This window comes from Methylorubrum podarium, assembly GCF_040270385.1.
GTDB classification, from domain to species: domain Bacteria; phylum Pseudomonadota; class Alphaproteobacteria; order Rhizobiales; family Beijerinckiaceae; genus Methylobacterium; species Methylobacterium podarium.
In genome coordinates, this window is sequence record NZ_JBELQE010000084.1 from 153,179 (window position 1) to 176,046 (window position 22,868).

Annotated in this window: 25 protein-coding genes; 21 read left to right on the forward strand and 4 right to left on the reverse strand. The window is 70.2% G+C overall.

Translation table 11 applies throughout. From position 1 onward, the window contains the following. The first annotated feature begins 7 nt into the window (after window positions 1-7). The 9 genes from ABS772_RS15735 (at window position 8) to ABS772_RS15775 (ending at window position 8,104) form a co-directional block, all read left to right on the forward strand. Complete coding sequence (locus tag ABS772_RS15735) at window positions 8-538, forward strand: DUF3305 domain-containing protein (protein WP_350395779.1); 531 nt, start codon at window positions 8-10, stop codon at window positions 536-538. Then, a complete protein-coding gene (locus tag ABS772_RS15740) occupies window positions 535-1,242 on the forward strand; it encodes a DUF3306 domain-containing protein (RefSeq protein ID WP_350395780.1) in 708 nt (235 codons plus the stop codon). Before ABS772_RS15735 ends, ABS772_RS15740 begins: the two co-directional genes overlap by 4 nt. Before the next feature lie 88 nt (window positions 1,243-1,330). Next, the gene (locus ABS772_RS15745; RefSeq protein WP_350395810.1) at window positions 1,331-1,966 is read left to right on the forward strand and encodes a TorD/DmsD family molecular chaperone; all 636 of its coding nucleotides are present in this window, start codon (window positions 1,331-1,333) and stop codon (window positions 1,964-1,966) included. Window positions 1,967-2,043: 77 nt separating this feature from the next. Beyond that, window positions 2,044-2,289, forward strand: a complete 246-nt coding sequence (locus tag ABS772_RS15750) for a formate dehydrogenase (protein WP_003601742.1) — start codon at window positions 2,044-2,046, stop codon at window positions 2,287-2,289. A 7-nt stretch (window positions 2,290-2,296) separates the two neighbouring features. Next, window positions 2,297-5,239, forward strand: coding sequence for a formate dehydrogenase subunit alpha (locus tag ABS772_RS15755; protein WP_350395781.1), 2,943 nt, complete (start codon window positions 2,297-2,299; stop codon window positions 5,237-5,239). Between the two features lie 17 nt (window positions 5,240-5,256). Continuing rightward, window positions 5,257-5,853, forward strand: coding sequence for a formate dehydrogenase FDH3 subunit beta (fdh3B, locus tag ABS772_RS15760; protein ID WP_108938525.1), 597 nt, complete (start codon window positions 5,257-5,259; stop codon window positions 5,851-5,853). A 253-nt stretch (window positions 5,854-6,106) separates the two neighbouring features. Next, window positions 6,107-7,144 (forward strand): formate dehydrogenase subunit gamma, encoded by a 1,038-nt coding sequence (locus ABS772_RS15765; RefSeq protein ID WP_238254466.1) that lies wholly within the window; start codon window positions 6,107-6,109, stop codon window positions 7,142-7,144. Window positions 7,145-7,235: 91 nt separating this feature from the next. Continuing rightward, window positions 7,236-7,481, forward strand: coding sequence for a hypothetical protein (locus ABS772_RS15770; RefSeq protein ID WP_350395782.1), 246 nt, complete (start codon window positions 7,236-7,238; stop codon window positions 7,479-7,481). A 26-nt stretch (window positions 7,482-7,507) separates the two neighbouring features. Further along, window positions 7,508-8,104, forward strand: coding sequence for a hypothetical protein (locus tag ABS772_RS15775; RefSeq protein ID WP_350395783.1), 597 nt, complete (start codon window positions 7,508-7,510; stop codon window positions 8,102-8,104). Window positions 8,105-8,143: 39 nt separating this feature from the next. Here ABS772_RS15775 and ABS772_RS15780 read toward each other — a convergent pair whose 3' ends face one another. Beyond that, complete coding sequence (locus ABS772_RS15780; protein ID WP_350395784.1) at window positions 8,144-8,749, reverse strand: YgjV family protein; 606 nt, start codon at window positions 8,747-8,749, stop codon at window positions 8,144-8,146. Between the two features lie 317 nt (window positions 8,750-9,066). Here ABS772_RS15780 and ABS772_RS15785 point away from each other — a divergent pair, with 317 nt between their 5' ends. The 4 genes from ABS772_RS15785 to ABS772_RS15800 are packed head-to-tail and all read left to right on the forward strand — an operon-like array spanning window position 9,067 to window position 14,407. Further along, a complete protein-coding gene (locus tag ABS772_RS15785) occupies window positions 9,067-9,387 on the forward strand; it encodes a hypothetical protein (RefSeq protein ID WP_350395785.1) in 321 nt (106 codons plus the stop codon). After that, window positions 9,384-10,019: a TetR/AcrR family transcriptional regulator gene (locus tag ABS772_RS15790; protein WP_350395786.1), complete on the forward strand. Its 636-nt coding sequence runs from the start codon at window positions 9,384-9,386 to the stop codon at window positions 10,017-10,019. Before ABS772_RS15785 ends, ABS772_RS15790 begins: the two co-directional genes overlap by 4 nt. Continuing rightward, complete coding sequence (locus ABS772_RS15795) at window positions 10,016-11,257, forward strand: efflux RND transporter periplasmic adaptor subunit (RefSeq protein WP_350395787.1); 1,242 nt, start codon at window positions 10,016-10,018, stop codon at window positions 11,255-11,257. Before ABS772_RS15790 ends, ABS772_RS15795 begins: the two co-directional genes overlap by 4 nt. Window positions 11,258-11,308: 51 nt before the next feature. After that, window positions 11,309-14,407, forward strand: a complete 3,099-nt coding sequence (locus tag ABS772_RS15800; protein ID WP_350395788.1) for an efflux RND transporter permease subunit — start codon at window positions 11,309-11,311, stop codon at window positions 14,405-14,407. Between the two features lie 238 nt (window positions 14,408-14,645). Here the strand turns inward: ABS772_RS15800 and hrcA are convergent, their stop codons facing one another. Then, window positions 14,646-15,737, reverse strand: a complete 1,092-nt coding sequence (hrcA, locus tag ABS772_RS15805) for a heat-inducible transcriptional repressor HrcA (protein WP_238256120.1) — start codon at window positions 15,735-15,737, stop codon at window positions 14,646-14,648. A gap of 242 nt (window positions 15,738-15,979) precedes the next feature. Between hrcA and ABS772_RS15810 the strand changes: the two genes are divergently transcribed. The 6 genes from ABS772_RS15810 (at window position 15,980) to ABS772_RS15835 (ending at window position 19,723) form a co-directional block, all read left to right on the forward strand. Next, a complete protein-coding gene (locus ABS772_RS15810) occupies window positions 15,980-16,243 on the forward strand; it encodes a hypothetical protein (RefSeq protein WP_350395789.1) in 264 nt (87 codons plus the stop codon). A 133-nt stretch (window positions 16,244-16,376) separates the two neighbouring features. Beyond that, the gene (gene rph / locus ABS772_RS15815; RefSeq protein ID WP_350395790.1) at window positions 16,377-17,090 is read left to right on the forward strand and encodes a ribonuclease PH; all 714 of its coding nucleotides are present in this window, start codon (window positions 16,377-16,379) and stop codon (window positions 17,088-17,090) included. Then, window positions 17,087-17,722: an RdgB/HAM1 family non-canonical purine NTP pyrophosphatase gene (gene rdgB / locus ABS772_RS15820; protein WP_350395791.1), complete on the forward strand. Its 636-nt coding sequence runs from the start codon at window positions 17,087-17,089 to the stop codon at window positions 17,720-17,722. Before rph ends, rdgB begins: the two co-directional genes overlap by 4 nt. Before the next feature lie 249 nt (window positions 17,723-17,971). Continuing rightward, window positions 17,972-19,150 carry a radical SAM family heme chaperone HemW gene (hemW, locus tag ABS772_RS15825; RefSeq protein WP_350395792.1) on the forward strand — a complete coding sequence of 393 codons (1,179 nt, stop codon included), beginning with the start codon at window positions 17,972-17,974 and terminating at the stop codon, window positions 19,148-19,150. 55 nt (window positions 19,151-19,205) lie between these two features. Next, a complete protein-coding gene (locus tag ABS772_RS15830; RefSeq protein WP_350395793.1) occupies window positions 19,206-19,439 on the forward strand; it encodes an acetyltransferase in 234 nt (77 codons plus the stop codon). Further along, window positions 19,436-19,723: a type II toxin-antitoxin system RelE/ParE family toxin gene (locus ABS772_RS15835; RefSeq protein ID WP_350395794.1), complete on the forward strand. Its 288-nt coding sequence runs from the start codon at window positions 19,436-19,438 to the stop codon at window positions 19,721-19,723. Before ABS772_RS15830 ends, ABS772_RS15835 begins: the two co-directional genes overlap by 4 nt. A gap of 21 nt (window positions 19,724-19,744) precedes the next feature. Here the strand turns inward: ABS772_RS15835 and ABS772_RS15840 are convergent, their stop codons facing one another. After that, window positions 19,745-20,959 (reverse strand): penicillin-binding protein activator, encoded by a 1,215-nt coding sequence (locus tag ABS772_RS15840; RefSeq protein ID WP_350395795.1) that lies wholly within the window; start codon window positions 20,957-20,959, stop codon window positions 19,745-19,747. 121 nt (window positions 20,960-21,080) lie between these two features. Here ABS772_RS15840 and rsmI point away from each other — a divergent pair, with 121 nt between their 5' ends. Continuing rightward, on the forward strand, window positions 21,081-22,031 hold the full coding sequence (rsmI, locus tag ABS772_RS15845; protein ID WP_350395796.1) for a 16S rRNA (cytidine(1402)-2'-O)-methyltransferase: 951 nt from the start codon (window positions 21,081-21,083) through the stop codon (window positions 22,029-22,031). Then, window positions 22,015-22,401, forward strand: a complete 387-nt coding sequence (locus tag ABS772_RS15850; RefSeq protein ID WP_350395797.1) for a YraN family protein — start codon at window positions 22,015-22,017, stop codon at window positions 22,399-22,401. Before rsmI ends, ABS772_RS15850 begins: the two co-directional genes overlap by 17 nt. A 4-nt stretch (window positions 22,402-22,405) precedes the next feature. Here the strand turns inward: ABS772_RS15850 and ABS772_RS15855 are convergent, their stop codons facing one another. Next, complete coding sequence (locus tag ABS772_RS15855) at window positions 22,406-22,795, reverse strand: response regulator (RefSeq protein WP_350395798.1); 390 nt, start codon at window positions 22,793-22,795, stop codon at window positions 22,406-22,408. Window positions 22,796-22,868 lie beyond the last annotated feature (73 nt).

Consider the following 22,868-nt stretch of genomic DNA (forward strand, 5'->3'; position numbering starts at 1 on the left):
GCCGGACATGACACCGAACGATACGCCCCGGGAGCTACCGGAAGACCGGTTCGAGGTCGGCATCATCGTGGCGCGCCGTCGCCTGAAGGGGCCGTGGGCGAGCCACGCCTGGCTTCCCGTCGCGGCTCTGCCCGCGGCGCCGCAGGCGGCGCCGTGGACCCAGCTCTCCGAGACCGAGGAGGAGGCGACCTTCTACGCGGGGGCGCACGAGGTGACGCTGCACATCGCCGAGACGGCGCATTACCGCGACAACCTCGTCTCCGGCCGCCCGTCCCTCTGGGTCACGCTCCACGCGACGGCGGAGGACACCTACGAGGTCGCGAGCGTGACCGCCGACCCCTACGAGGGCGAGTCGATGGCCGAGGGCATCGGCGAGATCGTCGAGGCGGTGCCGATGCCGCCCGAGGTGCAGGCCAAGCTGCTCGCGTTCTTCGAGGCGTTCCACATCGAGCGCAAGTTCGAGAAGCGCAAGCGCGACCGCGCCGACCCCGAGGCCCTCGCGCACCGCGCCCCCGGCAGCCAGGGGAAACCGGAATGAGCGGGAACTTCCTCTCGCGCTGGGCCCGCCGCAAGGAATCCGTCCGCGCCGCGGAGCGCTCCGAGACACCCGCCGTCGCGGACACGGCCGGGGCCGAGAACCTGCTCGACGGAACGCCGTCGCCCGGCGCCTCCGACAACCTGCAGCCGGCGGAAGCGCGAACCGACGACCGGTCGGAAGCGGTATCGGACGACCTGCTGGCGAAGCTCCCGTCCCTCGATGCCCTGACGCCGGACACCGACCTCACCGCCTTCCTCCAGGCCGGCGTCCCGACGGCCCTGCGCAACGCCGCCCTCCGGCGGATGTGGTCGCTCGATCCGGCGATCCGCGACTTCGTCAGCGAGGCGCGGGACTATGCCTACGACTGGAACACGCCGGGGGGCGTGCCGGGCACCGGACCGCTCCTGCCGATCGACGACGTCAAGGCGATGCTGAAAAGGGTCATCGACGGCGTCCCCACCGGAGTCGACGAGGCGGCCGGTCCCGAATCGCAAGGTGTTCCGGCGGCTTCTCAGGACGATCCCGCTGCGTCTGCCAGCGCAGCGGATCCCGAGCCCGAGGCTATTCCCGGACCGGTACCGGCAGTACCGTCCATAGATATGCATCCGCAGGTTGCCGACTTGGCAGGTGACCGTCCTGAGGTCGCGCAGCCCGCCCTCCCCCGACCCCGGCTGCGGCGCCATGGAGGCGCGATGCCCTCGTAATTCACGCGCATTTCGATTGCGGCAAACTCAAACGCTTTTTATTATCGGTCCAAACAAGGCGGTCCTCCGTGAGGACCCGAGGGACATGATGGGTTCGGTTGCGTCGGTGATGGCACTTCCGGGAGTTGAGGTGTCTGGGGTCGGCGGCGTGCCGGACGACATCGATCACCTGCGTGCGCAGCAATACGATCTTCTGGCCGCCCTGCTCGGGCGGGCGCCGGAGGCCTCGCTGCTCGCCGCGCTCGCCGCCCTGAAGGACGGAGACGGCGTCCTCGGCCGGCAGATCGCGGCCCTGCGCCGCGCGGCGGCCGAGACCGATACGGACGCGGTGGAGCGCGAGTACTTCGCGCTGTTCATCGGCGTCGGCCGCGGCGAGCTCCTGCCTTACGCCTCCTACTATCTCACTGGCTTCCTCAACGAGCGCCCGCTTGCCCGGGTGCGCGAGGATTTCGCCGCGCTCGGCATCGAGCGGAGCGAGGCGATGAGCGAGCCGGAGGATCACCTCGCGATCCTCCTGGAGGTGATGGCGGGTCTCGCGGCGGATCGGTTCGAGGCGGAGCCCGGCATGCAGGCCCGCTTCTTCGCCCGCCACATCGAACCCTGGGCCGAGCGCTTCTTCACCGATCTGGAGAACGCGAAGGCGGGGCACTTCTATCGCGCGGTCGGGGGTCTCGGCCGCGCCTTCATCGAGATCGAGGCGGAAGCCTTCGCCATGGAAGGCTGAAGGGCTTCTGCATCGTGACAAACGGGATCGAGGCGCGTTGCCTTAAGAGCAGGCAGCCGCCGGAGGAGACGAGGGTGATGCGACAGGATCCGAAGACGCTCGGTCGTCGCCAATTCTTTCGGGCGCTCGGCGGGAGCACCGTGGCCGCGGCGGCGGCGGTCGCCTCGCCAATGGGGGCAACCGAGGCTCAGGCCTACGATCCCGGCAACGACGAGACCAAGGCCCGGTATCGGGAGAGCGACCACGTGAAGGCGTTCTACCGGACCAACGGCTACGAGACCCTCAAGAAGAACACCGATCCGGCGTCGACCGGTCCGAAGTGAGGCTGCCATGCTGATCAAGCGCAAGAGCGGCGAGGCTGCTCGCACCAAGCACCAGGCCGTCGCCGCGGGCCTCGCCTCGGGCGTGCTCGACCGCCGCGCCTTCCTCCGCAAGTCCGGGCTGACCGCGGGCGCGCTCGCCGCCGCTGGCACGATCCAGCTCGGCTCGGTGCGCAAGGCGCAGGCCGCCGGCTCCTCGGCCGTCGGGCCGGACACGGTCATCAAGAAGAACGTCTGCACCCACTGCTCGGTGGGCTGCACGGTGACGGCCGAGGTCGTGAACGGCGTCTGGGTCGGCCAGGAGCCGTCCTACGCCAGCCCGATCAACCGCGGCACGCACTGCGCCAAGGGCGCGGCGATCCGCGAACTCGTCTCCTCCGACCGCCGCCTCAAGTACCCGATGAAGCTCGAAGGCGGGCAGTGGAAGCGGATCTCCTGGGATCAGGCCTATCAGGAGATCGGCGACAAGCTGCTGGCGATCCGCGAGAAGAACGGCGCCGACTCGGTCTACTGGCTGGGTTCGGCCAAGTTCACCAACGAAGCCTCCTACCTGATGCGCAAGTTCGCTGCCCTCTGGGGCACGAACTCGATCGACCATCAGGCGCGTATCTGCCACTCGACCACGGTGGCGGGCGTGGCCAACACCTGGGGCTACGGCGCCCAGACGAACTCCTACAACGACATCCGCAACGCCAAGACGATGATCATCCTCGGCGGCAATCCGGCCGAGGCGCATCCGGTCTCCCTGCAGCACGTGCTGTCGGGCAAGGAGATCAACCGCGCGAACATGATCGTCATCGATCCGCGCTTCACCCGCACCGCGGCGCACGCGACCGAGTACGTGCGCATCCGCTCCGGCACCGACATCCCGGTGGTGTGGGGCATCCTCTGGCACATCTTCCAGAATGGCTGGGAGGACAAGGAGTTCATCGCCCAGCGCGTCTACGCCATGGACGACGTGCGCAAGGAAGTCGCCAAGTGGACGCCCGACGAGGTCGAGCGCGTCTCCGGCGTGCCGGGCGAGCAGCTCAAGCGCGTGGCGGAAAAATTCGCCAAGGAGAAGCCCGCGACCCTGATCTGGTGCATGGGCGCGACCCAGCACACGGTCGGCACCGCCAACGTGCGCGCGCTCTGCATCCTGTGCCTGGCCACCGGCAATATTGGCAAGCCCGGCACCGGCGCCAACATCTTCCGCGGCCACACCAACGTGCAGGGCGCGACCGATCTCGGCCTCGATGTCACCTCGCTGCCGCTCTATTACGGCCTCGTCGAGGGCGGCTGGCGGCACTGGGCCCGCGTCTGGGAGGTCGAGTACGAGTGGCTGCAGTCGCGCTTCGATGAGGTTCCGGCGAAGGGCGGCCGCAAGGCCCGCACCCGCAAGGAGAACATGGAGGCGCCCGGCATCACCTCGACCCGCTGGTTCGATGCCGTGAACCTGCCGCCGGAGCAGATCGACCAGCGCAGCCCGATCAAGGCGTTCATGGTGTTCGGGCACGGCGGCAACACCGTCACCCGCATGCCCGAGGCGATCGAGGGCATGAACAATCTCGAGCTGCTGGTCGTCGCCGACCCGCATCCGACGACCTTCGCGGCCCTCGATGCGCGGCAGGACAACACCTACCTGCTGCCGATCTGCACCTCGCTGGAGATGGACGGCTCGCGCACGGCCTCGAACCGCTCGATCCAGTGGGGCGAGCAGATCGTGAAGCCGGCCTTCGAGTCGAAGAACGACTATGAAGTCCTCTATCGCCTCGCGGAAAAACTCGGCTTCGCCGACAAGCTCTGCAAGAACATCAAGGTCGAGAACGGGATTCCCGTTGCCGAGGACATCCTCCGCGAGATCAACCGCGGCGGCTGGTCGACCGGGTATTGCGGCCAGTCGCCGGAGCGGCTGAAGGCGCATATGCGCAACCAGCACAAGTTCGACCTCGTGACGCTGCGCGCGCCGAAGGACGATCCGGAGGTCGGCGGCGACTATTACGGCCTGCCCTGGCCGTGCTGGGGCAAGCCCGAGATCCGGCATCCGGGCTCGGCGATCCTCTACAACACCAACCTCCACGTGAAGGAGGGCGGCGGCAACTTCCGCGCCCGCTTCGGCACCGAGCGCAACGGCCAAACCCTGCTCGCCGAGAACTCCTTCTCGAAGGGCTCGGACCTGACCGACGGCTATCCCGAGTTCACCTTCGGGGTGTTCAAGAAGCTCGGCTGGGACCGGGACCTGACGCCGGAGGAACTCGCGACGATCCTCAAGATCGGCGGTGAGAAGCCGGACACGGTGAGCTGGGCGACCGACCTGTCGGGCGGCATCCAGCGCGTCTGCCTCGAGCACGGCGTCTCGCCCTTCGGCAACGGCAAGGCCCGGGCCAACGCCTGGAACCTGCCCGACCCGGTGCCGGTCCACCGCGAGCCGGTCTACTCGCCGCGGCCCGACCTCGTGGCGAAGTACCCGACGCGGCCCGACGAGCGGCAGCTGCGCATGCCGAATATCGGCTTCTCGGTGCAGAAGTCGGCGGTCGATCGCAACGTCATCAAGGACTTCCCGATCATCCTCACCTCCGGCCGCCTCGTCGAGTACGAGGGCGGCGGCGAGGAGACCCGGTCGAACCCGTGGCTCGCCGAGCTGCAGCAGGACATGTTCGTCGAGATCAACACCGGGGACGCCGCCGACCGCGGCATCAAGGACGGTCAGTGGGTCTGGGTGAGCGGCGCCGAGAACGGCGCGAAGACAAAGGTCAAGGCGCTGGTGACCGACCGAGTCGGCAAGGGCGTGGCCTTCATGCCCTTCCACTTCTCCGGTTGGTACCAGGGCAAGGACATGCGCGACTACTACCCGAAGGGCACCGACCCGGTGGTGCTCGGCGAGAGCGTGAACACCGTGACCACCTACGGCTTCGATCCTGTGACGGGCATGCAGGAAACGAAGTGCACCCTGTGCCAGATCGCAGCGGCCTGAGAGGAGCGAACCGAACCATGGCCCGGATGAAGTTCCTCTGCGACGCGGACCGCTGCATCGAGTGCAACGCCTGCGTCACGGCCTGCAAGAACGAGCACGAGGTGCCGTGGGGCATCAATCGCCGCCGCGTCGTCACCCTCAACGACGGCAAGCCCGGCGAGCGCTCGGTCTCGATGGCCTGCATGCACTGCACCGACGCGCCCTGCGCGGCGGTGTGCCCGGTGAACTGCTTCTACACGACGGCGGATGCGGTGGTGCTGCACTCCAAGGACATCTGCATCGGCTGCGGCTACTGCTTCTACGCCTGCCCGTTCGGCGCGCCGCAATACCCGCGGGTCGGGAACTTCGGTTCGCGCGGCAAGATGGACAAGTGCACCTACTGCTCCGGCGGCCCGGAGGCGGACTTCTCGACCGCCGAGTACGAGAAGTACGGCTCGAACCGCCTCGCGGAGGGCAAGCTGCCGCTCTGCGCCGAGATGTGCTCGACCAAAGCGCTGCTGGCCGGTGACGGCGAGATGATCGCCGAGATCTACAAGCAGCGGGTGATCAAGCGCGGCTACGGCTCCGGCGCCTGGGGCTGGAAGACGGCCTACCGCGAGACCGTCGCGATCTGACGCTCGGTCCGAGGGCAAACGCCCTCGGACCCTTCTCCGACCTCGACCTCATCCTGAGGTGCCGACGCGCCAGCGTCGGCTTCGAAGGTGGGCTCCAGGGATGACGGAGACTTCTGGAGCCCTCCTTCGAGGCCGCTGCGCGGCACCTCAGGACGAGGGGGTCGGATGGGACGCTGCCGGTCAGCAGCGATGGGACGGAAGCGGCGCACGCAGGCTCGGCGGCGTCTCGACAAGGACTTGGAAAGGAACGCCGATGCGGCGGGCAGTGACCTTCCTCAACACCCTTCTTCTGGCAGCGATGCTCGTCGCGGCCCCGGCGGCGCTCGCGCCCGCGTTCGCGCAGAACCCGATCCAGGCCGACGGCCAGAACCCGATGGGCGCCCGGCCCACCGCCGACTCGGTCAACGAGGAATTCCTGTTCAAGCAGGATTCCAAGATCCGCGGCCGCGTCTCGATCCCCGACGGCAAGTCGGCCAACCTGATCCAGCCGCAGGGCCGGGAATATCAGAACTTCCGCGAGCGCTGGCTGCCCTGGATCGGCGCCATCGCCATCCTCGGCATGCTGGTCGCGCTCGGCGCCTTCTTCCTGTTCCGCGGCCGGATCATGATGGAGCACAGCCAGGAATCGGGGAAGAAGATCCTGCGCTTCAACGCCTTCGAGCGCTTCACCCACTGGATGACGGCGGTCTGCTTCATCATCCTCTCGCTGTCGGGCCTGAACTACATCTTCGGCAAGCGGCTGCTGATGCCGCTGATCGGGCCGGAGGCGTTCGGCGCCATCGCGCAATGGGCGAAGTACAGCCACGTCTACCTCGCGTGGCCGTTCATGCTCGGCGTCGCCTTCATGTTCGTCCTCTGGATCAGGGACAACATCCCGAGCAAGGTCGATTGGGCCTGGATCAAGGCCGGCGGCGGCCTCATCGGCAAGGGTCACCCCCATGCGGGCCGCTTCAATGCCGGCCAGAAGGGCGTGTTCTGGATGGTCGCCGGCTTCGGCGCGGCGATGGCCGTCACCGGCCTGATGATGCTGTTCCCCTTCGCGCTCACCGACATCAACGGGATGCAGGTGATGCAGGTGGTCCACTCGGTGATCGGCATCGTGTTCATCGCCGGCATCCTCGCCCACATCTACATCGGCACCCTCGGCATGGAGGGCGCCTACGACGCCATGGGCAGCGGCAAGGTCGATCTCGCCTGGGCGCGCGCGCACCACGACCTCTGGGTCGAGCAGGAGCAGGCGCGCACCGGCAGCGGCCCGCAGTTCAAGGGGCATCCGGCTCCGGCCGAGTGACAGGACGGGAGGCCGGCGGCGCGGGCCGGCCTCCGAACCGGGCGACGGCCCGCGCGCATCGAGGCCTGAGGTCTCCGGGGACGACACGACCATGAAAGCCTTTCTCGCCGCCATCATCGCCGCCGTCGCCCTCGGGGTGCTGGCGATGTTCGCGCTCACGAGCAACCAGAAATTCGCCTACCAGGCCTTCGCGACCTCCGGCGCCCGCGTCTCGGAGCCGGGCACCAACCTCGTCGGTCCGCGCTGGAACGGCGATCCGGCCCCGGAGGAGTACGGCTCGGAGGCCGAGCCGCACGGCAAGGCCGAGGGAACGGCCTCGCAGCCGAAGCGCTCCTGAGCGCAAACGATCGACGGAGTGACCCGATGAAGCCCTCGCCCCTCACCCGGCATCTGGCCGGCGGCCTCGCGGCGTACGCGCTCCTCGTCGGCGCCGCCGCGGCGCAGGACGCGACCCCGCCCGCTCCGCCCGCCGCTGCCCCGATCGCGGCGGGCAAGCCGGCCAATCTCTGCCAGGAACTGGCCGCCTTCGTGAAACAGCCGGAGCCGGCCAACAAGGCGGCCGCGACGCCGCCGCAGCAGGCGACCGCCGTCTCGAACCCGTCCGGCAAGACCGAGGGCGGCAAGCCCGCGGGTGGCGGCGAACCCCAGAAGACGTCGGGCCTCAGCGGTGCCGTCAGCGAGAGCGGCAGCGGGCCTGCTCCGGGCAATCAGTCCGGCAACCCGGCGGTGAACCCGCACGCCAAGGCGAATGCCGAGGCGAAGAATCCCCCCGCTCCGGGGACGCCCGCCCCGTCGCCGAAGCCCGACCCGGCGACGGTCGAGAAGATCGAGGCGGCGGCCGGCGCCAACGATCTCGCCGCCTGCCGGGAGGCCGCCCGCTCCATGCGCGTGGCCGGCGTCGCCATGCCGCCGGCCCTGCTCGCGCTCTCGGCGCTCGATCCGAAGTTCTTCCAGCAGTAACGCGACGGGGGCGGCGCCACGCGGTGCCGCCCCTCCCCCTCAGGCGGCGCCCGGCAGCGGACCGATCGGGCTGACGGCGGTAGCCGGCTGCGAGACCGGCTTGGCCGCTCCGCCGCGCACCAGCGCGATCACCAGCGCCGTGATCGTGAGCAGGTCGCAGGTCAGGCCGAAGACCGAGCCGACCAGCGTGTTGTGAATCACCCAGCACGAGGACGCGCCGAGGAAGACCCGGCGCATGGCCTGCGCATTCCCCTGAAGCCGCGCCGTCGTCGCGAGCAGCGATCCGAGTCCGGCGCAGGCCGACGGCCAGCCGTTCCACGTCGCGAAGGTCAGCCCGAGGGCGACGAGGCTGCTCGCCAGGAAGAGCGGCGCGACCCAGGCCGCGCGCGCGTCCGGCCCGATCCAGCGCGCCGCGACGAGGCTCTGCATCACCGAGACGAGGCACATCGCCGTCCCGGTCTGCGCGCCGAGTTGCAGGAAATGCAGCGCGAAGCAGGCTGAGCAGGCCGCCGACGTGACAAGGATCAGACTTCGCCGCGGCATCATCCCGCCGACGAAGCCGAGGCAGAGCCCGAGGCTTCCGAACAGGTCGAGGTGTTCACGCGCGGCATTCCACGAAAAGGCGGCGAGATCTGCGGGGGACATGATTTGGGTCTCGAACGACGCGTCCGTTGCTCGTTTCGACGGTCGTTCCGCTGAGGCTGTTCTTGCTTCTGCCCTCGCCGTCCGTCGGGACCTTCGCGAAAGCAGTGTCGGCGGGCTGCAGTAGCGTGCCCGTCTTGATCGATGCGCTAGGCTCGCGTGGTAACCGGATCGTTAATGGAGCGAGACCCGTCCGGAGGCGTGGCGCCGATGCCTCACCTACGACGCGAGGCGCGCGACCGCACCTCATGAGAATGAACGTTCATTGACACGAGAATGAACGTTCACTATCAAGCCCCGGCAGCGTCGGAGTTCAGGCCATGAGCGTGATTGTCGGTGAACGGGCGTCTCTCTCTCCCGCGATCGGTCTCGGCGTCGAACATCGCTCCGCGGCGGCGCAGGAAGGCTTCGGCCCGCTTCGTCTCGTCCGCGCGGTCTGCACCCCGGCCAACCTGCTCGTCTGCGCCGTCGTGGCCCTCGGCTGGTTCGCGCTGATCGGCTGGACCGGCGCCGGCCCGGACGGCTGGCAGGCTCGTCTCTGCGCCGATCTCGATGTCCAGCCGCGGGCCTGCGCCTCCGTGCGGCTCACCGGCGAGCCGGATCGCACCGCGTCCATCGGCTTCGTAGGATCTTCGTCATGAGTGCAGCGGCCGGCGCCGTCATCGACGCCCGCAACGGACAGGCGGTGCGGCGCGAGCACATTCTGGATGCTGCCGAAGCCTGTTTCGTCCGCAACGGATTCCACCGCACGACGATGCAGGATCTCGCCCGCGAGGCTTCCATGAGCCCGGGCAACATCTACCGCTACTTCGATTCCAAGGAGGCGGTCGTCCTCGGTCTGGCCGAGCGCGACCGCGAGCGCGGCGCCGTCCTCGTCGAGGCGATGGAGCGGGCCGGCGACAAGCGGGCGGTCCTCATGGGCGTGCTCGCCCGCTTCTTCCACGACATCACCCGCGAGGCGGCGATCCTGCGCCTCGACGTCTGGGCGGAATCGACCCGCAATCCCGATATCGGGGCGATGGTGGAGCGCGGCGACGAGGAGGGCCGGACCTGGCTCATCGCGATGTTCGACGCGATCAAGACCTCGCCGGACTGCGACCCGGCCGCCCTGTTCGATGCCGTGGCACCGCTGATGAAGGGGATGATCGTGAGCCGGGCCCTGAACGCCGATTACGACGCCGGCCCGGCCGTGGCGCAGCTCCAGGCCGCGATCGATGCCGGCCTGTCCGGCACGCTTCCCCTGGCCCCGCTCGACCAGGAGACCGGCCGATGAGAGCCGTACGCACCCTCGCCCTCCCTGCCTTCCTGCTCGCCGCGACGGGATTCGTTCCGGCTCGGGCCGAGACCGCGTCACCCCCGGCGAAGACCGCCCCGGCGCCCGCCGTCAGCGTGGTCGAGGCCGAGCGGCGCGAGATCGTCGAGAGCGTCGTCGTCACCGGCACGCTGGTGCCGCGCGACGAGATCCTCGTCACCCCCGAGATCGACGGCTACCGCCTCGTCGAGCTACTGACCGAGGAGGGCATGCGAGTCGAGAAGGGGCAGGTGCTCGCGCGCCTCAACCGCGACCTGATCGACCGGCAGCTCGCCCAGCAGAACGCGCTGATCGACAAGGCCTCGGCCGCCGTGCCGCAGGCCCAGAGCAACATCGAGCAGGCGGAGGCCGCCGAACTCGAAGCGCGCCTCGCCTACGACCGCGCCAAGCAGCTGATCCAGACCGGCAACACCACCGCCGTGATCATGGAGGGCCGCACCGCCGCCCTGCGGCAGGCGGAGGGCAAGCTGGCCTTCGCCCGCAACGGACTCGCCATGGCGCGCGCCGAGCTGGCGCAGGCCAGGGCCGTGCGCGACGAACTCGAACTGCGGCTCGCCCGCACCGAGATCCGCGCGCCGGAAGCCGGCATCGTCAGCCGCCGCACGGCGCGGGTCGGCATGGCGACGTCCTCGTCGGCCGAGCCGCTGTTCCGGCTGATCGCCCGCGGCGAGATCGAGCTGGAGGCGGAGGTCATCGAGACCAAGCTGCCGCTGCTGCGCGAGGGCGCCCCGGCCTTCATCGAGATCGGCGAGGGCGAGCGCGTCGCGGGCAGCGTCCGCGCGGTCTATCCGGAGGTCGACAAGGCGAGCCGGCTCGGCAAGGTCCGGGTGCGCCTCGATCCCGATCCGCGCCTGCGCATCGGCACCTTCGCCCGCGGCGCGGTCGAACTCGCCCGCACCCGCGGCGTCACCGTGCCCCAGGCCTCCGTCCTCTACGGCGGCGGCAAGCGCAGCTCCGTGCTGGTCGTGGCGGACGACAAGGTCGAGGCCCGCGAGGTCCGCACCGGCCTGTCCGACGACGACGACATCGAGATCCGCTCCGGCCTGTCGGAGGGCGAGCGGGTCGTGGCTCGCGCCGGCAGCTTCCTCCGCGACGGCGACCGCGTCCGGCCCGTGGCGCTCGCCCGCCAGGGCCGGAATCCGGCCGCGATCTCGTCCGCGCCCTCGCCGGGGGCCACCGCCGACGCCGCGCTGCGCTGAGGCGGTCTCCGCCTCCGCCCCATCGAATTGCTTCTCTGACGGGTTGCCCCGATGCGCCTGAACATCTCCGCCTGGGCGATCCGGAATCCGATCGCGCCCCTCGTCCTGTTCCTCGTGCTTGTGGTGCTCGGCCTCGTCAGCTTCCGGGGGCTCGCGGTCACCCGCATGCCGAACGTGGACGTGCCGATCGTCTCGGTCACGATCACCCAGGGCGGTGCCGCCCCGTCCGAGTTGCAGACCCAGGTCACGAAATGGGTCGAGGACTCGATCGCGGGCGTGCGCGGCGTCAAGCACATCACCTCGGCGATCACCGAAGGGTCCTCTGTCACCACCGTCGAGTTCCGGCTCGAGGTGAATACCGACCGGGCCGTCAACGACGTGAAGGATGCGGTCTCGAAGATCCGCATCAACCTGCCCCGCACCATCGACGAGCCGATCATCCAGCGCGTCGAGATCACCGGCCTGCCGATCCTTATCTACGGGGTGAAGTCGCCGGCCATGACGCCCGCCGACCTGTCCTGGTTCGTCGAGGACAAGGTCGCCCGTACCCTCCAGGGGGTGAAGGGCGTCGGCGGCGTCGAGCGCGTCGGCGGCGTCGCCCGCGAGATCCGCATCACGCCGCTGCCCGACCGGCTGCTCGCCCTCGGCATCACCGCCGCGGACGTGAACCGGCAGGTGCGCGTCACCTCCGCCGACCTGGCGGGCGGGCGCGGCGAGGTCGGCGGACGCGAGCAGTCGATCCGGACGCTCGCCGCCTCACGCACCATCCGCGATTTGAAGGCCACCTCCATCGTCCTGCCCGGCGGCCGCAAGGTGCGGCTCGACGACCTCGCCACGGTCGAGGATTCGATCGAGGAGCCGCGCACCTTCGCCCGCTTCAACGGCGAGTCGGTGGTCGCCTTCTCCGTCTCCCGCGGTTCGGGCGCGAGCGACGCCGAGGTCGCCGCCGGCGTCGAGAAGAAGATCGCCGAGTTCGCCGAGAGCTATCCCGACATCCAATTCCAAGAGATCGATTCCTCGGTCGCGGCGACCCGGGGCAGCTACGCCTCGGCGATGCACACCCTGATGGAGGGCGCGGCGCTCGCCGTCATCGTCGTGTTCCTGTTCCTGCGGGACTGGCGCGCCACCCTGATCGCCGCCGTGGCGCTCCCGCTCTCGGTCTTCCCGACCTTCTGGGCGATGGATGCTCTGGGCTTCACCCTCAACGGCATCAGCCTGCTCGCGATCACGCTGGTGACCGGCATCCTCGTGGACGACGCCATCGTCGAGATCGAGAACGTCGTGCGCCACATGCGGCTCGGCAAATCGCCCTATCGCGCCTCGATCGAGGGCGCCGACGAGATCGGGCTCGCGGTCATCGCCATCACCGCGACCCTGATCGCGGTCTTCGCCCCGGTCTCGTTCATGGGCGGCATCGCCGGGCGCTACTTCATCCAGTTCGGCCTCACCATCGCCGTCTCCGTCTTCATGTCGCTGCTGGTTGCGCGCCTGATCACGCCGCTGCTCGCCGCCTACTTCCTGCGCGACCACGGCCACGCGGAGGAGCGCGAAGGCCCCGTGATGCGCGCCTATACCCGCCTCGTCGGCTGGTCGGTGCGCCACAAATGGATCACCCTGGTGGCGGGGCTCGCGCTGTTCGCCGGCTCGATCGTCTCGACCAAGCTCCTGCCCTCCGGCTTCATCCCGAAGCAGGACAACGCCCGCACCCTGTTCATGATCGAGCTGGCGCCGGGCGCCCGGCTTCCCGACACGATCGCCGTCGCCGACCGCGTGGTCGAGCGCATCCGCGCCCTGCCCGAAGTCACCTCGGTCTTCGTCGATGGCGGCCGGCAGGCCGGCGGCAAGAAGGAGACGCGGCTCGCCACGCTGATCGTGAACCTGAGCCCGAAATCCGAGCGCGCGAAGCGGCAATGGACCATCGAGTCCGAGATCGCGGCGCTTCTGGCGGAGGAACCCGACATCCGTTCCTGGACCCTGCGCGAGAGCGGCCAGCGCGACCTCGCCCTCGTCGTCAGCGGCCCCGACGTCGACGTCGTGACGGAGGTCGCCGCGCGGCTCCAGCGCGACATGGCGGCGATCCCGCACCTCGTCTCGGTGATGTCCACCGCGCCCCTGAATCGCACCGAGGTGCGCATCCGCCCGAAGGAGGGCGCGGCGGCCGATCTCGGGGTCTCGACCGACGTCATCGCCGAGACCGTGCGGGTCGGCACCATCGGCGACATCGGCATCAACCTCGCCAAGTTCAACGCCAAGGACCGGCAGGTGCCGATCCGGGTGCAGCTCCCCGAGAGCGCCCGCGGCGCGGTCGCGCGGCTGGAGAATCTGAAGGTGCCGGCCAAGAACGGCACGGCGGTGCCGCTCGCGGCGGTGGCCGACATCGAGCTCGACCAGGGCCCCGGCGCCATCGAGCGCTACGACCGCGCCGTGCGCGTGGCGGTGGAAGCCAACATGGAGGGCTCGGACGCGCTGGGCTCGCTGATCGAGCAGGCGCTCGCCACCCCGACGGCCAAAAACCTGCCGCCCGGCGTGACCATCAAGCAGACCGGCGACGCCGAGATCATGCAGGAGGTCTTTTCCGGCTTCCTCCTGGCGATGGGCGCCGGGATCATGATGGTCTACGCGGTGCTGGTGCTGCTGTTCGGCTCGTTCCTGCAGCCGCTGACCATCCTGTTCTCGCTGCCGCTCTCCATCGGCGGCGCCATCCTCGGCCTCCTGATCTGCCACATGCCGATCTCGATGCCGGTGGTCATCGGCATCCTGATGCTGATGGGGCTCGTGACGAAGAACGCGATCATGCTCGTGGACTTCGCCGTCGAGGAGATGCGCTCCGGCGTCGATCGCGTCACGGCGATCGTCGATGCCGGCCGCAAGCGGGCGCGGCCGATCGTGATGACCACAATCGCCATGGCTGCCGGCATGGTGCCCTCGGCCCTGGCGCTCGGCATCGGCGGCGAGTTCCGCGCGCCGATGGCGGTGGCGGTGATCGCCGGCCTGATCGTCTCGACCCTGCTGTCGCTGGTCTTCGTCCCCGCGGTGTTCCTGCTGATGGACAGCCTCGGCACCGGCCTCGGACGCCTGCTCGGCCGCTTCGTCGGCCCGCGGGACGAGCCGGAAGACAGTCCGATTCCGGCCGCCGCGACGCACCGCTAGCGCGGCGGCCCGATCCTCACTGCGCCTCGCTCGTCAAGCGTCCCGCCATCGCGCCGCTTGCCAGAGCGCGCGGTACGCCGGCCGGCCCGTGCACCGCCCCCTCGCACGGGCCGGCCGGTTGTCGTCCGAGACGATCTGAGATCGATTGCTTCGTTCAGAGCTTGGCTCGTCCCCTCCCCGTAAGGGGAGAGAGGCGACGGCGGCCGAGCAGATCGACCGGAATGCTGCGGGAGCCGTCCTACCGCGGCCGGTCGAGCAGCCCTGAGACCACGCGGGCGGTGTAGTCCACCATCGGCACGATGCGGGAATAGTTGAGCCGCGTCGGACCGATCACCCCGACGACGCCGACGATCTTCTGCGCCCCGTCGCGGAAGGGCGCGGCGATCATCGAAGAGCCGGAGAGCGAGAACAGCTTGTTCTCCGAGCCTATGAAGATGCGCACGCCGTCGCCCTGCTCGGCCCGCGCCAGAAGCTCGATCACGTCCTTCTGCGTCTCGAGATCGTTGAACAGCAGGCGGATGCGCTCCAGATCCTCGGCCGCGCGCAGGTCGTCGAGCAGGTTGGCCTGGCCCCGCACGATGAGCTGGCGCGCCTCTGAGGAGCCGACCGAGGTCGCGAGCCCGGCATCGACCAGCCGCTCGGTCAGCGCGTCGAGCTCCCGCTTCATCGCCGTGCGGCCGGCCTCGATGTCGGCGCGCAGGGCATCCAGGGTGCGGCCGCGCAGGCGGGCGTTGAGGAAGTTCGACGCCTCCTGCAGCGCCCCGGCCGGCAAGCCCGGCGGCAGATCGACCAGCCGGTTCTCCACCGTGCCGTCGATCGAGACCAGAACCACGAGGGCGCGGTCGGCGTCGAGGCGCACGAACTCGACATGCTTGAGCCCGGCATCGACCTTGGTGGTCAGCACCACGCCCGCCCCGCGCGAGATCCCCGACAGCAGCGAGGACGCCTCGGCCAGCGCCGAATCGAAGGTGTGGCGCGAGGCCGCCGCCTGCATCTGCGCCTCGATCCGCGCCTTCTCGGCGAGGTCGACGTCGCCGATCTCCATCATCGCATCGACGAAGAAGCGCAGGCCCAGCTCCGTCGGCAGGCGCCCGGCGGAGGTATGCGGCGCGAAGATGAGCCCGGAATGCTCCAGATCCGCCATGACGTTACGGATCGAGGCCGGGGACAGGCTCATCGGCAGGATGCGCGCGAGGTTGCGCGACCCCACCGGTTCGCCGGTGGTGACGTAGCTCTCGACGATCTGGCGGAAGATTTCGCGGGCGCGCTCGTTGAGGGCGGAGAGCGCCTGGGGCTGCGGAGTCACGGGAGGCTGAACGGTCTCGACCAAGGCAACGGGAACCTGACGGTTGATTGTGAGCGCTCGGGGGCCGGCGATCAATCCTCGTGCGTCACGACGCGGCGGATGAGGAGGCGCCCGCTGCGCTCCCTCGGCAAACTTAACCGCAGAAGGGATCGTTCGGTGCCCTCAGGCCGTTTGAGGGAGGGGCGCGCGCTGTCGCGTGCGACCCCGCCGACCCGTCATACAAGCGAAATGGAGCCCCGACAGTGCTTACAGGCGCACGAAAGACCATGGTCAAGGCCGCCGCCCTGGCGATCGCGGTGACCGGCCTCGGGTTCGCCTCGGCACCCCATGCCGCACAGGCCGCTCCGCTCCCGATCCCGACCGAGGCGACCGCGCCGGCGGGCGAAGCGATCGAGCAGGTCCAGTACCGGCCGCATCGCCACTACCGCCGGCATTTCCACCATCGCCGCCACTGGCACCGGCACCACGGCTTCCACGGGCCGCGCCATCACCATCACCGCCACCACGGGCGTCATCACCGCCGCTGGTGATCGGCTGGAAGGCCATTCGAGAGGCCGCCGTCGCGAGACGGCGGCCTCTTTCGTTTCGGACCGGGGCGGTTGCCGCGGGCGGCGGCAGCGCCTAAGAGCGCGGGCTTCGAATCCCGACACGGAGCTTGACCCCATGCGTCCCTCGAAGCGCGCGGCGGACGCGCTGCGCGACGTCACGCTGGAGCGGGCGGTCGCCCGCTACGCGGAAGGCTCCTGCCTCGTCACCTTCGGCAACACCCGCGTGCTCTGCACCGCTTCCCTGGAAGAGCGCGGCCCGCCCTGGCTGCGCGGCTCCGGCAAGGGCTGGGTGACGGCGGAATACGCCATGCTGCCCCGCGCCACCCACGAGCGCACCCGCCGCGAGGTCAATTCCGGCAAGCCGTCGGGCCGCACCCAGGAGATCCAGCGGCTGATCGGCCGCTCCTTGCGTGCCGTCACCAACCTGCCGGCCCTGGGCGAGCGCCAGATCACGGTCGATTGCGACGTGATCCAGGCCGACGGCGGCACCCGCACCGCCTCGATCACCGGCGCCTGGGTGGCGTTGCACGATTGCTTCGCATGGATGCGCTCCCGCTCGATCATCTCGGTCGATCCGCTGAAGGATCACGTCGCGGCGGTCTCCTGCGGCATCTACAAGGGCCAGCCGGTGCTCGACCTCGACTATGCCGAGGATTCGGCCGCCGAGACCGACGCCAACTTCGTCGTCACCGGCAAGGGCGGCATCGTCGAGGTGCAGGGCACCGCCGAGATGGAGCCGTTCACCGACGAGCAATTCCTCGAATTGCTGCGGCTCGCCAAGGGCGGCGTCGCGCAGCTCGTCGAGCTGCAGCGGAAGGCCATCGCGTGAGCGCGCACCGCATCCTCTCCGGCCGGGTCGTCATCGCGACCCACAATGCCGGCAAGCTCGTCGAGATGCGCGAGCTGCTGGCGCCCTTCGGCGTCGAGGCGGTCTCGGCCGACGAACTCGGCCTGCCCGAGCCCGACGAGACCGGCACGATGTTTTCCGAGAACGCGGCAATCAAGGCGCACGCCGCCGCGAAGGCGTCCGGCCTGCCGGCCTTCGCCGACGATTCCGGCCTCTGCGTCGATGCGCTCGACGGTGCGCCGGGTCTGTTCTCCGCCCGCTGGGCCGGCCCGAACAAGGACTTTTCCGGCGCCATGGCCCGGATCGCCGACGAGCTCGACCGGCGCGGCGCCACGGACCGGCGCGCCCATTTCGTCTCGGCCCTCGTCCTCGCCTGGCCCGACGGGCACACCGAGCTGTTCGAGGGCCGCGTCTTCGGCGACCTCGTCGAGCCGCGCGGCAGCCTCGGCTTCGGCTACGATCCGATGTTCCGCCCCGAGGGCATGGACCGAACCTTCGGCGAGATTTCGTCGGAGGAGAAGCACGGGGTCGATTGGCAGAGCGGAAACGCCCTCTCGCACCGGGCGCGGGCCTTCGTCCTGCTGGCGCGAGCCTGCCTGCGGCGGCCGGGCTGAGGGTTCGCACGCGCTCCGGCGTGTTTATATCCGGCTGACAGCTCGGAAGACGCACCGGCCGCATGCCTTCGATCCCACCCGCCCCCTCCTCCTGAGGTGCCCACGTCAGCGGGCCTCGAAGGATCCTCCAGTTCCCGCACGATCCCTTGAGGATCCTTCGAGGCTTCGCAGCTGCTCCGCACCTCAGGAGGAGGGTGGTGGGTTGGACGACCGCACCGACCGAGCGGCTCGATGACACAAGACAGGCCGATGCCCCCCGCGACACCGCCCGACCATCCGACCCGCGACGCGGGGTTCGGGATCTACCTGCACTGGCCGTTCTGCGCCGCGAAGTGCCCCTATTGCGACTTCAACAGCCATGTCCGCCATGCCGGCGTGGACCAGCCTCGCTTCCTCGCGGCCTTCCGCCGGGAGATCGCCCACGCCGCCAGACTCGCGCCCGGGCGCACCGTCACCAGCATTTTTCTCGGCGGCGGCACACCCTCTCTGATGGCGCCGGAGACGGTCGCCGGTCTGCTCGACGCGGTGGCCGGCGCCTGGGCAGTCGCACCCGACGCCGAGGTGACGCTGGAGGCCAACCCCACCAGCGTCGAGGCGACGCGCTTCCGCGGCTACAGGGCGGCCGGCGTGAACCGCGTTTCGCTCGGCGTCCAGGCGCTCGACGACGGCGACCTGAAGAAGCTCGGGCGGCTGCACAGCGTGGCCGAGGCGATGTCGGCGGTCCGCACCGCGGCGGCGCATTTCGAGCGCTTCTCCTTCGACCTGATCTACGCCCGGCCCGACCAGACGCCGCAAGCCTGGGCGGCGGAGCTGCGTCGGGGGATCGATCACGCCGCCGAGCACCTCTCGCTCTACCAGCTCACCATCGAGCCCGGCACGCCGTTTTTCGGCCTCGCCCAGGCCGGCCGTCTCGTGCCGCCCGACGACGACGTCTCCCGTGCCCTCTACGACGTCACGCAGGAGATCTGCGAGGCCGCGGGTCTGCCGGCCTACGAGATCTCGAACCACGCGCGGCCCGGCGCCCAATCGCGGCACAACCTGCTCTACTGGCGCTACGGCGAGTATGCCGGCATCGGCCCCGGCGCCCACGGCCGCCTCGTCCTCCCGCAGGGCCGCACCGGCACGCTCACCGAGAAGGCGCCGGAAGGCTGGCTCGCCCGAGTCGAGCGCGAGGGCCACGGCATCGTCGAGACGGAAATCCTGTCCGCCGAAGATCAGGGCGACGAGTTCCTGATGATGGGTCTGCGCCTCGCGGAGGGGATCGAGCCTGCCCGCTACGCGGCGCTGAAGGGCCGCCCGCTCGATGCCGGGCGCCTCGACGCGCTGGTGACGGACGGCCTCGTCGCGCGGCGCCCCGACGGCCGCATCGCCGCCACCGCCCGCGGCGCGCCGGTGCTGAACGCCGTGGTGGCGGAACTGGCGGGCTGATCCTCACACTGTCACGACCATCCGATCGTGCTAGGCTAACGCGAGGAGGATCGTCATGGTCGACATCTTGGATCGCGCCGTGGAGGCCCTGCGCCGGATGCCGGCAGCGGACCGGGAGAGTCTGGCGCAGGCCATTCTCACGGTGGCCGACAAAGAGACCTCCCTCGACATCGATCCCGAGCATCTTCCAGCCGTCCTGGAAGGGCTCGCACAGATCGAACGCGGCGCGTATGTCGAGGGCGAGCCGGAAGATCTCGTCGCCGCGGCCTTCCGACGCCGCGTCCCGTGAGGCTACGCCTCTCCGCGCGGGCGACGGACGATCTCGAAAGCATTGCCGCATATCTGGAATCGCGCGATCCGCAGGCTGCCCGTCACGTCGAGCAGCAGATCACGGCCGCGATCCGCAAGCTGCTCGACCATCCGAGAGCCGGACGTCTCGTGGGTCGTGGGCTGCGCCGCTTCGCGGTCCCGCGCCTGCCTTACCTGATCTATTACCGCGTCGATGACGCGGCCGATGCGCTTGGCGTCGCCACGATCCGCCATGCGGCACGCCGGCCGATCAGCCAGACGTGAGCGTCGGCGCCCGACGCCGTCTCAAATCCCCGACGGCCCGAGCACCTTCGGCGCCGGGCTCACCACGGTCGCCGCGTTGTCGCGTATCTCGTAGACCGCCAGCGTCCGCTCGCTCGTGCCTTCGGGCGAGAAGCGGAAGGTGCCGTCGAGGCCGGAGAAGCCGGCCGGGTTGGTCAGCGTCGCGTCGGCGAAGCGCTGCGAGCCGTACTGGCGCACCAGCGCGACGGTGAGCGAGACGGCGTCGTAGCCGAGCGAGGCGGTGCGCGGCGGCGTCGCCCCGAAGCGGGCCTGATAGCGCTGCGCGAAGCTGGAAAAGCCGGCCGTATCGGGCGCGGCGAAGCGGGCACCCTGGAAGGCCGGCTGCGCCGTCACGCGCGGGTCGTTCCACAGGGCGAGCCCGAGCGGACGCACGCGGGACGGCGAGAACCCGACCTTCGTCAGGGCATTGGCCACGGCCACCAGCCCGTCGGCGGTGTCGGGCACGAACAGAGCGTCGGCCTGGGCGCCGCCGCCGGCGATCACCCGGCGCAGCCGCTCGACCGCGGGGCCGGGATTGCCGGCCGGGTAGCGCTCGATGCCGACGAGCCGGGCGCCGCGCCGGGCGACCGCCTCGCGGAACTGCGCCTCGACGGCGTTGCCGTAGGTCGTCTCGGGGATCAGCGCGGCAAACGAGCGGCGCCCGCCCGACGCCGCCTCGTCGACGATGCGGTCCACCTCGGATTGCGGCAGGAAGCTGATGAGGTAGACGCCGCGGGCGGCCACCGCCGCGTCGGTCGAGAAGGCGATGACCGGCTTGCCCGCCGCGCGCGCCGCGCCCCCCGCCGCCTGGACGCTGCCGGCGAAGAGCGGACCCAGCACCATCTCGGCGCCCTCGGCGAACGCCGCCTGCGCGGCCTCCCGCGCGCCCTCGGGCGTGCCGCGGTCGTCCTTCACGAGGATCTGAAGGTTGGGCTTCTGGAAATCCTCGTAGGCGAGTTCGGCGGCGTTGCGCAGGGCCGAGCCGACCGCCGCCCCCTGCCCGCTCAGCGGCACGATCAGCGCGACCTTCACCGAGCCGGTGCCGATCACGTTGCCGGCCGCCGCGGCCGGAGCGGGCTCGGCGGCCGGAGCCGCTTGCTGAGCCTGGGGCCGGGGCGCGTCCGGGACGCCGATGCAGCCCGAAAGCCCGGCTGCGAGCCCGAGGCAGAGAAGCGCGGCCCCCGCGCGGTCCGTCCACCGTCCGCCGCGTCGCGCCATCGCGAACTCCTTGCCCCAGCGCAATCCAGGGTCACGATGCGGAGGGGCTCACGAAAAGTAAATGTGAGGCCAAGCCTTTCCCCGGTCTCCAAAGGCGCGCGGGCGTGGCATTGTCGCGGGGATGACACAGCGACTCGACAAGCGCCCCGAGGGATCGTCCCGCGGCCCCGCCACCTTCACCGCCTTCGGCCTCGCCGCCGAGGCCGAGTCCCTGGCGCCGGGGCTCTACGTGGTGGCCACCCCGATCGGAAACCTGCGCGACGTCTCGTTCCGCGCCCTGGCGACGCTCGCCGCCGCCGACGCGGTGCTCGCCGAGGACACCCGCGTCACCCGCACCCTGCTGATGCATTACGGGATCACCACGCCGCTCGTCTCCTACCACGAGCATTCCAACGAAGCCGTGCGCGAACGGATGGTGATGCGGTTGAAGGCCGGCGAGACCCTGGCGCTCGTCTCCGACGCCGGCACGCCGCTGGTCTCGGACCCCGGCTTCAAGCTGGTCCAGGCGGCGATCGCCGCCGGCATCCCGGTGACGCCGATCCCCGGCCCGTCAGCGGTGATGACTGCCATCGTCGCCGCCGGCCTGCCGACCGACCGCTTCTTCTTCGAGGGCTTCCTGCCGCAGAAATCCGGGGCGCGGCGCAACCGGCTGGAGGCGCTCGCCGGCATTCCCGGCACGCTGGTGGTGTTCGAGTCGCCCCACCGCCTCCCCGAGATGCTGGCGGATGCCGCCGCGACCCTCGGGCCCGAGCGGCCGGCAGCGGTGGCGCGCGAACTGACCAAACTCTACGAGACGATCCGCCGCGACAGCCTCGGCGGCCTGGCCGAAGCCTTCGCCGAGGAAGGGCCGCCCAAGGGCGAGGTGGTGGTGGTGATCGGCGCCGCGCCCGAGGACGCCGTCGCGCGGGAGGCCGATACCGGGCTCGATGCGCGGATCGAGGCGGCTTTGGCCCGCCACTCGATCAAGGACGCGGCGGCGCTCGTCGCCGACGAGACCGGACAGCCCAAGCGCGTCGTCTACGCCCGCGCGCTGGCGCTCGCCCGCCGGGCGGATGATGAGACCTCCGCCTGATCCGGACGCGCGCCGCCGCGCCACCCATGGACGGGGCCTCTCGGCCGAGGCTTTGGCGCTGCTGGCCCTGATGCTGAAGGGTTACCGGCCGCTCGCCCGGCGCTTCGTCGCCTCGGGCGGCGAGATCGACCTGATCGTCCGGCGCGGACGCACGATCGCCTTCGTCGAGGTCAAGGCCCGCACGACGCTGGACGCCGCCGCGCTGGCGATCGACGCCCGCAAGCGCGCGCGGCTGTCGCGGGCGGCGCGGGCATGGCTCGCGCGCCACCCGCACCCGGCGGACGCGATCCTGCGGGCGGATGCCGTGTTCGTGGCGCCGCGCCGCTGGCCGCGCCACCTGCCACATGCGTTCGAGATCGAGGGTTTGTGAGGAGTCAGCCCTCGGCGCCGGCGATGGCCGCGGCGAGGGTGCGCTTGAGGTCGGCCTGGCTGAACGGCTTCTGCACCACCGGCCGGTCGCGGAACGGTTCGCGGATGCCCGCGCCGCCGTAGCCGGTCGAGAAGACGATCGGCAGGTTGCGCTCGGCGATCGCCTCGGCCACCGGATAGATCGGCTCACCCGCCACGTTCACGTCGAGGATGGCGACCGTGTAATCCTCGTTGCGGGCCATCTCCAGGGCGGTGGCGAGCCGGGCGGCCGGCCCGACGATCTCGCAGCCGAAATCGAGCAGCATATCCTCGAGAAGCATCGAGATCGCCGCCTCGTCCTCGACGACCAGCACCCGTGCGCCGGACAGACGATCCTCGTTCGAATCCACACTCACGCCGGGTCGTCTTCCCTATCGATCCGTTCCCGATCCGGAACGCTGTCTCTGGCAGACCGGTTGCGCTCTGCAT

Excerpts from the sequence above, each read along its gene's own strand:
- ABS772_RS15735 (WP_350395779.1), top strand. The coding sequence starts at position 8 with ATGACACCGAACGATACGCCCCGGGAGCTACCGGAAGACCGGTTCGAG.
- ABS772_RS15740 (WP_350395780.1), top strand. The coding sequence starts at position 535 with ATGAGCGGGAACTTCCTCTCGCGCTGGGCCCGCCGCAAGGAATCCGTC.
- ABS772_RS15745 (WP_350395810.1), top strand. The coding sequence starts at position 1,331 with ATGGGTTCGGTTGCGTCGGTGATGGCACTTCCGGGAGTTGAGGTGTCT.
- ABS772_RS15750 (WP_003601742.1), top strand. The coding sequence starts at position 2,044 with ATGCGACAGGATCCGAAGACGCTCGGTCGTCGCCAATTCTTTCGGGCG.
- ABS772_RS15755 (WP_350395781.1), top strand. The coding sequence starts at position 2,297 with ATGCTGATCAAGCGCAAGAGCGGCGAGGCTGCTCGCACCAAGCACCAG.
- fdh3B (WP_108938525.1), top strand. The coding sequence starts at position 5,257 with ATGGCCCGGATGAAGTTCCTCTGCGACGCGGACCGCTGCATCGAGTGC.
- ABS772_RS15765 (WP_238254466.1), top strand. The coding sequence starts at position 6,107 with ATGCGGCGGGCAGTGACCTTCCTCAACACCCTTCTTCTGGCAGCGATG.
- ABS772_RS15770 (WP_350395782.1), top strand. The coding sequence starts at position 7,236 with ATGAAAGCCTTTCTCGCCGCCATCATCGCCGCCGTCGCCCTCGGGGTG.
- ABS772_RS15775 (WP_350395783.1), top strand. The coding sequence starts at position 7,508 with ATGAAGCCCTCGCCCCTCACCCGGCATCTGGCCGGCGGCCTCGCGGCG.
- ABS772_RS15780 (WP_350395784.1), bottom strand. The coding sequence starts at position 8,749 with ATGTCCCCCGCAGATCTCGCCGCCTTTTCGTGGAATGCCGCGCGTGAA.
- ABS772_RS15785 (WP_350395785.1), top strand. The coding sequence starts at position 9,067 with ATGAGCGTGATTGTCGGTGAACGGGCGTCTCTCTCTCCCGCGATCGGT.
- ABS772_RS15790 (WP_350395786.1), top strand. The coding sequence starts at position 9,384 with ATGAGTGCAGCGGCCGGCGCCGTCATCGACGCCCGCAACGGACAGGCG.
- ABS772_RS15795 (WP_350395787.1), top strand. The coding sequence starts at position 10,016 with ATGAGAGCCGTACGCACCCTCGCCCTCCCTGCCTTCCTGCTCGCCGCG.
- ABS772_RS15800 (WP_350395788.1), top strand. The coding sequence starts at position 11,309 with ATGCGCCTGAACATCTCCGCCTGGGCGATCCGGAATCCGATCGCGCCC.
- ABS772_RS15810 (WP_350395789.1), top strand. The coding sequence starts at position 15,980 with ATGGTCAAGGCCGCCGCCCTGGCGATCGCGGTGACCGGCCTCGGGTTC.
- rph (WP_350395790.1), top strand. The coding sequence starts at position 16,377 with ATGCGTCCCTCGAAGCGCGCGGCGGACGCGCTGCGCGACGTCACGCTG.
- hemW (WP_350395792.1), top strand. The coding sequence starts at position 17,972 with ATGCCCCCCGCGACACCGCCCGACCATCCGACCCGCGACGCGGGGTTC.
- ABS772_RS15830 (WP_350395793.1), top strand. The coding sequence starts at position 19,206 with ATGGTCGACATCTTGGATCGCGCCGTGGAGGCCCTGCGCCGGATGCCG.
- ABS772_RS15840 (WP_350395795.1), bottom strand. The coding sequence starts at position 20,959 with ATGGCGCGACGCGGCGGACGGTGGACGGACCGCGCGGGGGCCGCGCTT.
- rsmI (WP_350395796.1), top strand. The coding sequence starts at position 21,081 with ATGACACAGCGACTCGACAAGCGCCCCGAGGGATCGTCCCGCGGCCCC.
- ABS772_RS15850 (WP_350395797.1), top strand. The coding sequence starts at position 22,015 with ATGAGACCTCCGCCTGATCCGGACGCGCGCCGCCGCGCCACCCATGGA.